Annotated in this window: 17 protein-coding genes; 11 read left to right on the forward strand and 6 right to left on the reverse strand. The window is 70.9% G+C overall.

The genetic code is table 11. The features are described from left to right. The first annotated feature begins 15 nt into the window (after positions 1 to 15). Positions 16 to 273, forward strand: coding sequence for a hypothetical protein (locus tag J7I97_RS20075; RefSeq protein ID WP_214936798.1), 258 nt, complete (start codon positions 16 to 18; stop codon positions 271 to 273). An 88-nt stretch (positions 274 to 361) separates the two neighbouring features. Here J7I97_RS20075 and J7I97_RS20080 read toward each other — a convergent pair whose 3' ends face one another. The 3 genes from J7I97_RS20080 to J7I97_RS20090 form a co-directional block, all read right to left on the reverse strand. Continuing rightward, positions 362 to 895 (reverse strand): hypothetical protein, encoded by a 534-nt coding sequence (locus tag J7I97_RS20080; RefSeq protein ID WP_214936800.1) that lies wholly within the window; start codon positions 893 to 895, stop codon positions 362 to 364. Between the two features lie 152 nt (positions 896 to 1,047). Beyond that, positions 1,048 to 2,067, reverse strand: a complete 1,020-nt coding sequence (locus J7I97_RS20085) for a Ku protein (RefSeq protein ID WP_214936803.1) — start codon at positions 2,065 to 2,067, stop codon at positions 1,048 to 1,050. 135 nt (positions 2,068 to 2,202) lie between these two features. Then, positions 2,203 to 2,421 (reverse strand): hypothetical protein, encoded by a 219-nt coding sequence (locus J7I97_RS20090; protein WP_214936805.1) that lies wholly within the window; start codon positions 2,419 to 2,421, stop codon positions 2,203 to 2,205. 186 nt (positions 2,422 to 2,607) lie between these two features. Between J7I97_RS20090 and lexA the strand changes: the two genes are divergently transcribed. Both lexA and J7I97_RS20100 read left to right on the forward strand, forming a co-directional pair. Then, the gene (gene lexA, locus J7I97_RS20095; RefSeq protein ID WP_214936807.1) at positions 2,608 to 3,297 is read left to right on the forward strand and encodes a transcriptional repressor LexA; all 690 of its coding nucleotides are present in this window, start codon (positions 2,608 to 2,610) and stop codon (positions 3,295 to 3,297) included. 129 nt (positions 3,298 to 3,426) lie between these two features. Continuing rightward, entirely contained in the window at positions 3,427 to 3,939 is a 513-nt protein-coding gene (locus tag J7I97_RS20100; protein WP_308369243.1) for a hypothetical protein, read from the forward strand. A gap of 73 nt (positions 3,940 to 4,012) precedes the next feature. Here the strand turns inward: J7I97_RS20100 and J7I97_RS20105 are convergent, their stop codons facing one another. Further along, positions 4,013 to 4,570, reverse strand: a complete 558-nt coding sequence (locus tag J7I97_RS20105) for a hypothetical protein (protein ID WP_251058988.1) — start codon at positions 4,568 to 4,570, stop codon at positions 4,013 to 4,015. Between the two features lie 110 nt (positions 4,571 to 4,680). Next, positions 4,681 to 5,532 carry a hypothetical protein gene (locus J7I97_RS38620; protein ID WP_251058989.1) on the reverse strand — a complete coding sequence of 284 codons (852 nt, stop codon included), beginning with the start codon at positions 5,530 to 5,532 and terminating at the stop codon, positions 4,681 to 4,683. Between the two features lie 321 nt (positions 5,533 to 5,853). On the opposite strand from J7I97_RS38620, the gene J7I97_RS20115 reads away from it, so the two are divergent. Further along, a complete protein-coding gene (locus J7I97_RS20115) occupies positions 5,854 to 6,057 on the forward strand; it encodes a hypothetical protein (protein ID WP_214936813.1) in 204 nt (67 codons plus the stop codon). Between the two features lie 79 nt (positions 6,058 to 6,136). On the opposite strand, the gene J7I97_RS20120 is transcribed toward J7I97_RS20115, so the two are convergent. After that, the gene (locus J7I97_RS20120; RefSeq protein WP_214936815.1) at positions 6,137 to 6,580 is read right to left on the reverse strand and encodes a hypothetical protein; all 444 of its coding nucleotides are present in this window, start codon (positions 6,578 to 6,580) and stop codon (positions 6,137 to 6,139) included. A 239-nt stretch (positions 6,581 to 6,819) separates the two neighbouring features. Between J7I97_RS20120 and J7I97_RS20125 the strand changes: the two genes are divergently transcribed. The 7 genes from J7I97_RS20125 to J7I97_RS20155 all read left to right on the forward strand — a co-directional run bounded on the left by J7I97_RS20125 (position 6,820) and on the right by J7I97_RS20155 (position 11,953). Then, positions 6,820 to 8,127 (forward strand): DNA polymerase III subunit beta, encoded by a 1,308-nt coding sequence (locus J7I97_RS20125; RefSeq protein ID WP_214936817.1) that lies wholly within the window; start codon positions 6,820 to 6,822, stop codon positions 8,125 to 8,127. 102 nt (positions 8,128 to 8,229) lie between these two features. Then, positions 8,230 to 8,559 (forward strand): hypothetical protein, encoded by a 330-nt coding sequence (locus tag J7I97_RS20130; protein ID WP_214936819.1) that lies wholly within the window; start codon positions 8,230 to 8,232, stop codon positions 8,557 to 8,559. Beyond that, entirely contained in the window at positions 8,556 to 8,867 is a 312-nt protein-coding gene (locus tag J7I97_RS20135; RefSeq protein ID WP_214936821.1) for a hypothetical protein, read from the forward strand. Before J7I97_RS20130 ends, J7I97_RS20135 begins: the two co-directional genes overlap by 4 nt. A 334-nt stretch (positions 8,868 to 9,201) precedes the next feature. Further along, on the forward strand, positions 9,202 to 10,611 hold the full coding sequence (locus J7I97_RS20140) for a hypothetical protein (RefSeq protein WP_214936842.1): 1,410 nt from the start codon (positions 9,202 to 9,204) through the stop codon (positions 10,609 to 10,611). A 168-nt stretch (positions 10,612 to 10,779) separates the two neighbouring features. Next, positions 10,780 to 11,106 carry a hypothetical protein gene (locus J7I97_RS20145; protein WP_214936823.1) on the forward strand — a complete coding sequence of 109 codons (327 nt, stop codon included), beginning with the start codon at positions 10,780 to 10,782 and terminating at the stop codon, positions 11,104 to 11,106. 66 nt (positions 11,107 to 11,172) lie between these two features. Next, complete coding sequence (locus J7I97_RS20150; protein WP_214936825.1) at positions 11,173 to 11,352, forward strand: hypothetical protein; 180 nt, start codon at positions 11,173 to 11,175, stop codon at positions 11,350 to 11,352. A 301-nt stretch (positions 11,353 to 11,653) separates the two neighbouring features. Continuing rightward, on the forward strand, positions 11,654 to 11,953 hold the full coding sequence (locus J7I97_RS20155; RefSeq protein ID WP_214936827.1) for a hypothetical protein: 300 nt from the start codon (positions 11,654 to 11,656) through the stop codon (positions 11,951 to 11,953). Positions 11,954 to 12,119 lie beyond the last annotated feature (166 nt).

Raw genomic sequence — 12,119 nt, forward strand, 5'->3', positions numbered from 1 at the left:
CCGAAGGAGCGGGCCATGGGCGAGATCAGCATCGAGCGGCAGCACCTTGACCGGCTGCTGGCCGACAGCACGAGCACGTACGGAGCGCCCTACCAGCGGGCCTTCGCCGAACTCGCCGAAACGCGCCGCGGCCGGCCCGTCGCCGAAATCCTTCCGCTGCTGCGCCGCGCCGCCGACAACGCGCTGCTCGGCTTCACGGACCCCGATCTGCGCGAGCAGGCCCAGGCCATCAGCACGGGGGAGCCGTACGTCCTGCGCGTGAAGGTGGCCTGACCCCACTCGGCCGGCCCGCTGGGATCATGAGGTCAGCCGGGGCGGCCGTCTGCCGGGCGTGGGGCATGGACCGCCCGGCCGGCAGGCCTCAACGGGCCGAGCCGGGGAGGGAGGGGGAGGGCGCGAAGTGCAGCTTCTGGGGTCCCTTCCCGTCGCCCTTCCAGTCAAGGAACACGATCACGTCGGTGAAGAGGCGCTCGCGGCTTGGCCAGTGTGAGGAGTAGGACGCGGGAGTGATGGACCCGTCCTTCGCCTTGTTCAGGCGCTGGGCCAGATCGGTGCGCCTCGTCACGGCCACGCCGCCCCCCTCGATCATCGCGGTCACCTCGGCGTTCGTACCGGTGGCGTTGAAGATGGAACCCGCGTGGCTGGAGGATTCGGGCAGGTCCCAGGAGAGCGTCGCCCAGTGCCTGATGTTCGCCCCGGACTCGGTCAAGCACGCCTTCACGGTGAAGTCCCAGTTGTCGGGCAAGGGGCCGCTGTAGGCGGGGTTGTCGATGGTCTTGGACGACACCTTGCAGCGCTCCACTGCGTATGCGGGGCTGCCCCCGGCAGTGGCCGCCGTGATGGTGGCCGCCACCAGTACCGCCGAGAGCCGCACGGCGGGGAGTGTCCTGAGCATGGGTGCGCCTCCGAGGGTCGAATGCCCAGGACAACGAGGCGATGCCGGGAAAGAAGCGTGCTGACGCGGGTGACGCGCGTGTAGAGCCGGTGACGGCGCCGATCGCCGTCACCGGCTACCTCAGGCAGGAGCCTCGAATCGAATCCCGTCGGTCATTTCCTGCGGCCTGGGTGGGAGAGCGCCTGCGCGAGCTGGTCGTGGTTCATGGACGAGCGGCCCGGGATGCCGGCCGCGGCCGCCTTCTCATACAGCTCCGCCTTCGTCAGCGCCATTAGCTCCCGGCCCTTGGCCGCCGGTCCGGAGCGCGCCCGCTTCTTCGCGGCCGGCCCCTTCTTCCCGCCCGCCGCCCGGGAGCCGGGCGAGGTGGCCTTGTCGCCGGTGTCCTTGGGGCTTCTGGCCCGCTCGACGCTGGCGCGCAGGGCCTCCATGAGGTCGACGGCACCGGTCGGCTCCGCCGCCGGTTCGGCCTTCTCCACCGTCTCGCCGGAGGCCTTCGCCTTCACCAGGGCCTCGACCTTCTCGCGGAAGGAGTCGTGGAAGGCCTCCGGCTCCCACTCCATGGCCAGGGCGTCGATCAGCTGCATGGCCATCTTCACCTCCGCCGCCGTCGCCTGGACCTTCCCCGGCAGGTCGGGCACCTCGGCGTGCGGATCGCGCAGCTCGTCGGCCCAGTGCAGCGTGTGGAGGGTCAACAGGCCCTCCGCCTCCTCCGCCTTCAGAGCGACCAGGTACTCACGCCCGCGCATCACGAAGGTGGCGATGCCGGCCTTGTTCGACTCGGCCAGGGCGCGCTCCAGGAGGGCGTAGACCTTCCCGTACTGGGCTCCCCGGGGCCCGAGGAAGTACGTCTTGTCGAAGAAGACCGGGTCGACGGTGTCCAGGTCGACGAAGCCCGCGACGTCGATCGACCGGGACCGGCCGGGGGCGATTTCGTCGAGCTCCTGCGGCTCGACGATCACATACTCGGCTCCGGTGTCGTAGCCCTTCACGATGTCCGCGAGGTCCACCTCGTCGCCGGTGCGCTCGTTCACGCGCCGATTGCGGATCCGGTCCGCGGTCCCGCGCTGGAGCTGGTGGAAGCGGATCGTGTGGCTGTCGGTGGCCGTGTAGAGACCCACCGGCAGGCTGACGAGCCCGAACCCCAAGACCCCCGTCCACACCGGTCTGGCCATCGCCCGCACCACCCTTCACGAGGTACACCAGGGCGTCTATCCACCCTGCGCCCCATCACCCCCACCGGCAACGCTGGCCCGGCCCCGAGACGCCGACCCCCTTCCGGCGGGACAGGGAAGCCCTCACCGGGGCCGTCAGGCCCCTTCCACCTCGCCGCGCTCCCGTGTCCAGGAGCGCACGGTGTGCTCGCCCTGGGGCCCGTCCTCGACCAGCTCGATGCGCACGTCGGCTCGGCTGCCGTAGCGGCCGATGAACCCCCGGAACTTCCTCTCGGCGGTCGCCTCGCTGTCCCAGGTGCCGGTGACGGCGGGGGAGGACGGCGGCCCGAAGCGCAGCCTGACATGGAACGGCACATGCGGATCATGAGCGGTTCACCTCCCCGCTGCAAGCCGCGCGAGACCGAGGACGGCCGCCGCCGCCCGGCTCCCTCACCACCCGCTGCGACACCGGCACGCCCTGTTATCGAAAAGATGTTCCGTCCCGGGTGGTATGCGGGTTACTGTCCCTGCACGCAAGATCCCTTCAGGGGGGAGCACCACATGCACGTCATCGAATCCGAAGCCCGCCCCGGGCGTCCGCCCGGCGTCACCCGCCCGGGCCCGGACGGACTCACCACCCGCCAGGCCGCCATCGTCGCCTTCATCGAGCAGACCGTCGCCCGCAAGGGCTACCCGCCCTCGATGCGGGAGATCGGCGAAGGCGTCCACCTGCGCAGTACCTCCTCCGTCGCACACCAGCTGATGGCCCTGGAGCGCAAAGGCTTCCTCTACCGGGACCCGCACCGTCCCCGCGCCTACCGCGTCCGCAGCGACCAGCACGCCGACATCCCCGACACCTCCGCGGGCACGGCGGCGGAGGCCGTCCAGGTCCCGCTCGTCGGCCGCATCGCCGCCGGCGCGCCGATTCTCGCCGAGGAGCTCGTCGAAGACGTCCTGCCAATGCCGCGGCACCTGGTCGGCGAAGGCCAGCTGTTCGCGCTGACGGTGGTCGGCGACAGCATGATCGAAGCCGCCATCTGCGACGGCGACATCGTCACCGTGAGGAAGGCCGACAGCGCGGACCACGGCGACATCGTCGCCGCCATGCTCGACGGCGAAGCCACCATCAAGCGCCTGCGCCGCGAGAACGGCCGGGTCTGGCTCATGCCGCACAACGCGGCCCATCAGCCGATCCCCGGCGACGACGCCGTTATCCTCGGCAAGGTAGTCGCCGTCCTCCGCGCGCTCTGAACCAGAACGCCCCGCCGCCCATAGGACGTCCCCCTCGGCACGGCGTCCCTCTGCACGAGCCCGGCACAACGCCGGCACGGACCAGCCCAACGACGGGACCCCGACTTGACCCTGATGCCCGGAGCACGCGTGCCGGGACGGACCTGGACGGTCCGCCTCACCGGCCACCTCGATCACACCGTGTCCGTCACCTGCAGCACCGCCGCGTGCCGGGTGCCACCCCGCTCGAAGGACGCCGCGAGCATGCGCCGCTTCGCCGCCGAGCACATCAAGGCTCACGGACGCCTCGCCGGCGCCCGCCCCAACGCCGCCTGCAGCTGCGGCAGCGCCGACTGCGCCCTCCACGAATCCCGCGTCCACTGCTCCGGAAGCAGCCTGCTGGTCCTCGTCCACAACCTGGCCGTCGGCCAGGTCTGGACACTGGCCGAGGTCTGCCAGACCTGCGCCCGGAACATCCCGCACATCACCATCCTGGCCACGGCCAAGCCGTCCGTCCCCACCCCCGCGGCCCCTTCCGCGGAGCAGCCGGCGCAGCGCACCGCAGTACCGGGCGGGTTCTCCTCACCGGAGGCCGCCCCCGACCCCTCACCGGGCCGGCGCCGGCCCCATCGTCCGCACCGTCCGAACCGGTCGCGCGGCTGAGACCGGAGCGGCGCGACCGCCGGGCCCTCCAAGCGGCGCCTGCTCAGTGGCCGCTGGATGAGCACGGCCTGGGTCAGCGGCGGGTGACGCCGTAGCCGGTGTCGTTGAGGGCGGCCGTCCAGACCTCCCGGCTGAACCACTTCGTGATGTCGGGCTGCATGGCGCTGATGGTGTCCATCCGTGCCTGCCAGTCGGTGCCAGTGGGCCGCTTGTCCTGGCAGCCGGTGCAGCCGTCCTCGCCGTGGATGTGGCCGGCCATCCAGGCGTTGACGGCGACGTTGACGATGACGCTGTAGAGGTCGCCGCCGCTCTCCTCCAGGGCGTCGGGGACACCCCCGAGGATGAGCGCCAGCTCCGGGTTGTCGACTGGCGGCATCGGCGCGCGCCCCACCTGGCCTGGCGTGCTGCTGGTCTCGGCCGCCTGCCGTTGCTGGGCGATGCTGGCCGCGAGGCCGGCCGGGTCGAAGTACCGCCAGGCGGAGCGCTCCTGGATCCCGAGCCGCTCGGCGACGGTGCGGATGTTCTGCTCGATGGTGTCGGCGACCGTACCCGGGCGGACCGTCACCCCGCGGTGGGCCAGCTGGGCCAGCGTCTCCGCGACCGCTTCCTTGAAGGCTTTGGTGTTCCTCATGAACGCCATCCTTCAGCAAGCGGGCAAGATCCACTGCGTCCGGTCAGTTCCCGTATCGGAGCCGCGGAGGCCGAGTTGAGGCCGCTGTGACCGTCTCGCCGGTTCAGCCGTCAGCCACCGGGTCGGCGGGTCCAGCCCGCGGTGAACGCCCTGAGCCGGTCACGCTGCCGCTCCTCTTCCGCGATGCAGGCGTCGAGCACGGCCTGATCGACGTGAGGGGCGACGGCAGCAAGGACCAGGCGCTGGAGCTCGGCGGGGTCGAGCGCCTCGACCTCCCACTGCACCGGGCGGCCGACATCGAGCCCATAGCGGTCGGCGAATCCGGCCCAGCGCGGGTCTCCGGCCTTCCCCGCAGCCGCCGGCAGGTCGTACTCGCGGACCTGGTCGTGGGTGAGCAGGACGCGCTCCGTGTGACTCCAGCAGGCTGTGCGGGCCACCCAGTCCCGTTCGATGTCGGCGCCCGACGCGTCGAAGTCACCAACGTAGAGCAGCACGGCCGGCCTTTCGTCGCGGGCCGTACGCTCGCGCACCACGTGGGCGTAGCTCTGGCTGCCGAATCCGCGGACGACGAGCACGGGGATGCCCGGGCGCGCGAGCCAGCCCGTGAGCTGCGCCCGCAAGGTGTCCTTCTCGCAGGCCACGTATACGGCGGTCGCCTGGCCGGCGGTCCGGTCCAGGGCGAACCAGTCGGGGGCCTCCCGCAGGAAGGTGCCAGCGTCCGGCCAGGCCGGTGGGACGTGGACCTCGCGGAGCGGGTCGATGAGGTCGGGGAACCTCTCCTCGCGGCGGGCCTGGGCGAGGCGGGCGGACAGGCGCCGGTACGTCGGCGCGGTGTGCGGGATCAACCCCTCGACCACAAGCCGGTAGTACGCCTGTCGGAGGGTGCAACCGCCGACCTCGTCGTAGCCGGTGACGATGTCGGCAGCACGGGCCACGATCCGCGGCCACTGGAGTCGAATCACACCGGTACATGTACCCCTTCGACCGGTCGACGGCGTGCTGACCCGACCGGCACGGTCGGATCGGGCGCCCCCGGCCCGACCCGGCGACCTTTTGCACAACCGTGATCCGGAGCGAGATGCGGGCCGCCGGCGGGAGAACGGTGCTCCGGAGGGCGACTTCCGCGCTGCACGGCTGCCAAGCGGAGACGATCGTGAGGGAAAGCCCGACAGAAAGCGCGGAGTCAGCTTCTCAACGTTGTACGCAGGCGTTTGACCAGCGCATTACTGCCCGGCAGGCTCATGGGAATCCCCCTCCGCCCCACCCTGTGAGGAGACCTTCCTATGGCCAGGAAGACCGCGTACACGCTCGTTGTGGAACTCGAACGGCAGGAGGGTGCCCCGGTCCCGGTTGCCGAACTGCTGCACGCGCTCCAGGACGAGCTGGACGACTTCGAGCTCTATGTGGACACCGACAAGGGCGATGCGCACTTCCACCTCACCGTGGCTGGCGTGCTCACCGCAGAAGACCCGGACAAGCGCGTCTAGCGACTCCGGCCCGCCCGAACCGGTCGGCTCTCTCCGATGGCGGCTGGCCGCGCAGCACCGGCCCGTCGGCAGGGCCGACTCAGGGGCCGGCGACCACGGAACGGATCCGGTCCAGGTGCTGCATGGTTTCCTCCCGGCCGTACACGGCCACGCAGCGGGCGACGGCAGACAGAGCGAAGACGGTGGCCAGCTGCGCGTCGTCCAGAGCGAGGCGCGGTGCTGCACCGTCGCCTGCGAGGGCCAGGACCGCCTCGGCGACGGCCGTCTCCATGGGCACGCTCTCCAGCCATTCGATGCCCGCGGGCCCCATCACCGCGCGGCGGTACGGGGAGAAGTCGGGGTCGGCGAGGACGGCTTCGGTCAGCAGCCCCGAGGTCTGCTGGCGCATGTAGGCGGCCGTGGTCGGGCACCCGGCGCCAGCCGCCGCAGCGGCCGCGATGGCGTTCGGGTCCGCGGCGAGGTACCCGCGCATCAGGTCCAGGGCGGCCGTTTCGCCGGTGATCTGCTCCGTGCTGGTGGTCATACCCGTCCAACGACGCAACGGCGCCGTGGGCGCGGCCACAAGGGCGCCGGCCCCCATGTGCTCCTGGAGCGCCCGGGACGGACCGCGGCCGCCCAACTCCCCGATTCCGCTGCAGATTGGGCCGATTGGAGCGTCTGACCAGCCCTGATTGTGAGTAATGCATGGTATAGTTATCTCGTTGGTCGGCGGTGGCAGTCGGCCAACAAGCCGAATCCACATCTCACTCTCCAGGGAGAGCCATGACCACGTCCGAAACGCAGGTCGCTACCTCCATCGCAGCAAAGAAGGAGGAAAAGGAGCCCGTAAAGCCGACCGCTAACTTCGCGGGAATCCACGCGGAGATCATCGACGCTCTGAATTTCGCTGAATTCGGAATTGCCCCGAAGGCGCAGCCGCCCGCTCAGCGCGGTGTGCTGATCGAGACCGGCAGCAACCGCATCGTCTTCAGCGCCTACGACTTCGACACCGCGGTGTCGGTCATGGTTCCGGCCGATACGCCCGCCGGGAAGGGCTCCTCGCTCCTCGACTTCCCGGAGCTGAAGAAGACGCTCGCGGCCATGGTCGCCGGGGAGACCAAGGCCGTTGCGGCCCAGACCCGCGTCTCGCTCGCCGGAGACCTGCTGGCCACCGAACACCTCACGGTGCCCATCACCACGTACGACATCAACGAGTACACCCAGCCGCTGGAGGCCGTGCCCGCCATGGCCACCATGGACGCGCAGGCCTTCCTCGGCCAGCTCAACCGCGTACTGCCCGCGGCGGGCAGCGACGACACGCTGCCCGTACTCACCGGCATCCAGGTCACGCTGGACGGCGAGACGCTCACCATGGCGGCCACGGACCGCTACCGCTTCGCCGTCGCGGAGGTCCCCGTCACCGCCACCGTGCAGCCGCCGGAGAAGCCGCTGGCAGCGCTCATCCCGGCCGCCACCCTCTCCGCCCTGGCCAAGCGACTGAAGAACCACGACGGTCCCGTGGGCATCGGCATCCTCGAAGACGACCACGCCGAAGGGGATCCCGTGGCCACCTGGCCTACCCCCCGCGCCACGCTGTCGCTGGGCGCCATCACCGTCACGATGCGCTCGCTGGACGGCGGCCTTCCCAAGTACAAGTCGCTGTTCCCCAAGACGTGCGAGACGTCGGTCCGGCTCGACCGCGCCACGACCGTCCGGGCCGTCAAGAAGTGCCAGGCCGTCCTGAACGCCAAGGGACTCAAGAACGTCCCCGTCATGTTCGCCTGGGACACCGACGGCAACCTCACGCTCACCCCCCGGCTGGACACGGCCGAAGGCGAGGCCCGCACCAAGGGCATGTCCCTCCCGACGACCATCACCCACGGCACCGGCGAAGGCCTGCGCGGCGGCGTCGCCGCCTTCAACCCGAGCTTCCTGCTGGACGCGCTCGGCACGTTCACCGGCGACACCATCACCCTGCACTTGGGCGAGATGAAGAGCGGGCAGATCAGCAAGCCCGGACTCTTCACCGACGGCCCCGAGATGGCTGGCCAGGGCTACAAGCACCTGTTGATGCACGTCCGCCTCTCCTGAGCGAACAACCACCCGCGGGGGTGGGGCGCGCCGCCCCACCCCCGACCCCGGCGGGGAGTGGCACCCCGCCGGCCCGAACACACCCACAGAGGAGGTACCCCCATGGCCTTGATGCTCGACTGGCGAGGAACCCCGATCACGCACCGCGCCCACGTCCTCTTCCCCCGGAAGTGGGGCCGCAGCGCCCACTCGACCGAGATGGTGGAAGGCGTAGTCCAGAGCTTCAGCCCCACCGGACGGATCACCGTCGACGTCCTTCGAACCTCCCGTCCGCGCGAGACCGGAGGAACCGGCCGCACCCGCTACGCGGTGCCAGCCCACAGCGTGACGGTCGTGCCCGATCCGGCCGGCCTGCGCACCGGAAACCCGGGTGACGCCGCACCGAGCCCAACACCCAGGCGCCCGCCCCAGCCGCGCCCCTTGAGCTCTTGACGGTCGACGGGACGCAGTACGGGCCCTACCCCGGACAGCCCACTACAGCGCCGCGATCCTCTTACGGCACCTACCTGTTCACCGGCGAGACCGCGCAGCGCATCGTCGAAGACCTGCACCGGGACAACTGCGGCCTCACGGCAGCGTTCGAGTACGACGGCACGCTCACGTTCACCTGGGACGCGACCTACCGGGACGAGCCCGGCGCCGAGAGCGTCACCCCGGACGCCCAGGGCCGCTACGCGATCGGCGGATTCTGGCCCTGGGACAACTGGCCGGAGACCGGCGGGGCGACGCCCCAGCCCTGACGCTCCACCCGACGCGGCTCAGGCCCCTGCCCGTGGAAGGACTCGTCTCGGTCCGCCACGGGCAGGGCCCGGAGCGGGGCGCGTCCAGCACGCGCCGGCAGCCCGCGGGCGGCCGGGACGGCGCCCCAGTCCGCGACGGCCGGCGCGCCGTCCACCGGCCTGCCCGACCGGCTCCGGCTTCACCCACAGGAGTGAATTCACCCCTCGCGTACGCGGGCGGGGACCTGGCGGTGCGCCCCCAACTGCCGCTCAAAACATAGCCATTGACAGAAAATGGGATCTTTCGCAATCTTTCGGGCGTGGCTCCAGACGGGGGCCCGGAGAGGAGTTCGTGATGGGCAAGCAGCGGGAGTTCTACGACGAGCAGGCGGCGGCCGGCAGGCTCGGAGTCCCGGTGGCCGCCTGGCGGTGGGCGGCAGGGTCCGGACTGGTCCCGCCGGCGGACGCGGGGCCGGGCCAGTGGTCGCGGTCCGCGGTCGACGCGACGGACGCGGAAGGCGTCCGCGCCGCCCTGCGCGGGCCGATGGCCGCGGGGCAGGCGGCGGATCGGCTGACCGAGGCCCTGGGCCAGCCGCTGCCGAGGTGCCGCCCGCGGGTAACGGCTGCAGCGGTCGGACACCTGGTGAAGGCCGGCCTGCTGGTCTGGCTCGGCGGGGAAGCGGCGTGCCCCGACGTCCACCCGGACCAGCTGGCCGCCCTCGCCCGCCGCCGAGACCTGCCCGCGCTGCTCGACCGCCACGTCCCCCTCGGCCCGGACCAGGCCGCGGTCCGCCTGGGCGTGCGCAGGGTCGACTACGACCAGATCGTCAGGCTCGGATGGATCGCCCCGGCGGGCTCCGTGGTGATCGACTACAAGTCCCACGGCGGCTGGACCAAGATCCCCCTCTACTCGGGAGTCGATCTCGCCCTGCTCCCGGTCCTGCGGCCCGGAGTGGACTGGGAAGCGCTGCGCACGGTGCCCCCCGGCCGCCGCTCGCCGCTCGCGGGCCTCGCGCCGGTCGCACCCGGGCGAGACGTGGTGCTGCTGGCAGAGGTGGCGAGGATCGCCCGAGTCGGCCGCGCCGCAGTGGTGAACTGGCGCCGGCGGCACGCCGACTTCCCGGCCCCGGTCGGCGGGACGGACATCCACCCGGAGTTCGACCGCCGCGCGGTGGCCACCTGGCTCCTCGACCACGACAAGATCGAGATCCCTTCACAGATCCCGCCGGCCATGCTGCTCCTCGACGGCACCGAAGGCCCGACCAGGCTCCGCCTCGACGGCCCGCTGCTGCTCCTGGCGGACGACGCCGAGGACGAGGATCAGCTCTCGGGCTGGACCACCGACGACGACGCCGACACGCTGGCCAAGCTCACGGCCGGGGAGTTCGGAGCGTCGCTGCGCAGGCTGACCGTGCCCGGAGCGGCCCCGCTGGCGGTGCCCGGCGAGGTGCGGGTGATCGACCGGTTCAGGACCGGATCGGGCGGACTGAAGGTGACCCTGGCGTGGCCGGCTGCCCTCCGGGGCGCCGCCTCGGACAGGCAGGCGGGCGGAGTGGTGCGCCACGGCCTCGCGTACGCGGGATCGGGAGAGGCCTGCCCGTGCAAGCGGCACGCCTGCGGCGGCGTTGTTCCCGTCTCCTGGTGTGCAGAGCACGGCGCGTCGGCCGAGCCGGTCCTGGAATGGCACCCGGGCGGTGGAATCCGGTGCGCTCACCTGGCCCGCAGCCGGAGCGCTGCCGCCGCAAGCGCCCCGTCCGGGGTCTGATCAGGCGGTGGGCCGGGGCAGCGGGGCCCCGACGGAGCGGACGCCAGCAACTTCAGCCACCCAGTAGGTGCACACCACACCCCGAAAGTGATGCATGCATGGTATAGTTATCGCAATGGTTGGTGGTGGCAGCCGACCAAACCGAAGACACGACCGAGAGGACCGCAGATGACCATGGCGCCGATGGATCAGTTCTACTACTCGCCCGGCAGCGAATACCCGTTCTCCATCTCGGACATCGCGCGCCGAGCGGTGAAGCTCCTCGGTGACGACTGGCACGCCGAGTCTGGCTACTGGGGAGTGACCGGCGAGATCACCACCCGGGACGGCGCCCGTTTCATCGTGGGCGTGGACCACGAGGGAGACCTCTACGTCCACGCGGACAAGAACGCCGAACCGACCTTCCTCCTGGAGTACTTCGACTGCACCAGCGCCTCGGACGGCCTGGAAGAGGTCACTAACCGCGTCGTCGCGGTCATCCTCGACATCGCCTGACCTACGCCCCTCACCCCGCCCCGGGCGTCAGAAACGCCCGGGGGTAGGCCTACGAAGGAGCCTTCCATGAGCACCATTCCCGCGAACTGCCTGGCACGCAACGACCGCGTGATCATCAGCAGCGACGAGATGCCCTACCTCGTGGACGCGGTCGCCGATACCCCTGCCGGTGGGGTCCGGGTTACCTACTCCAGCGGCGACATCGTCGAGTACGCGGCCGGCGAGGAAGTCGCGGTCGTCGGCTGACCGGACGCGGTGAAGGCGTGCGGCGCAGGCCCCGCCTTCACGCGCTCCCCGTACCGGCCGGACTCCGGCTGGGTAGCGCCGCGCCAGCCACTTGAGCCTCGGCGCCGGGTTCGCCCGCCAGCGCTTCCCGCCTCGGCCTCGGCCCCGGGGGCGGCGATGTCGCGTCCGGTTCCTGACCTGAGGCCTTCCCGTGGGCGAGGTTCCCACCCCAAGTGACAGATACGTGTTATGGTTGTCTCGTTGGTCGATGGTGGCAGTCGGCCTTCTCCCGAATCCGTATCTCGCTCCAAGGAGACACCCCGTGAAGAAGCCCGTTCTTTGCTGCGCCACCCACGTGTGGGCTGGCGATGTGGACAAGGCCACTGAGCACTACGCCGCCTACCAGGAGGCCAATGCGGCAGGCCTCGACAGGATCGCCGACCGGCTCGAAGCCCGCGATGCGATTGGGGATTCGCAGGAGGCGAAGGAACTGCGTGAGAACGCTGCCGCCAACCGCGAGGACGCCGCACGGGCCCGCAGCGCCGAGGGCCGGGAGCACCTCCGCCGCACCGGCCTGTGGCTCACCCCCTCGTGTGTTCGCCGGACTTGCGCCGAGGCCTGACTACGGGTGTTCCGCTCGCCCCTGAGGCCCGTCCGGCTATCGGGGGCGGTTGGGCAACGGTGCCGGAAGTGGTCGGGTGGTGGGGTGTTTTGACGGTGTGTTGGTTGTGTGGGGGAGGCCCGGAAGGACCTCTTTCTCTTTTTCAGAGTGGCTTCCTATTCGTTTC

The organism is Streptomyces sp. ISL-87 (genome assembly GCF_018614095.1).
Taxonomy (GTDB): Bacteria; Actinomycetota; Actinomycetes; order Streptomycetales; family Streptomycetaceae; genus Streptomyces.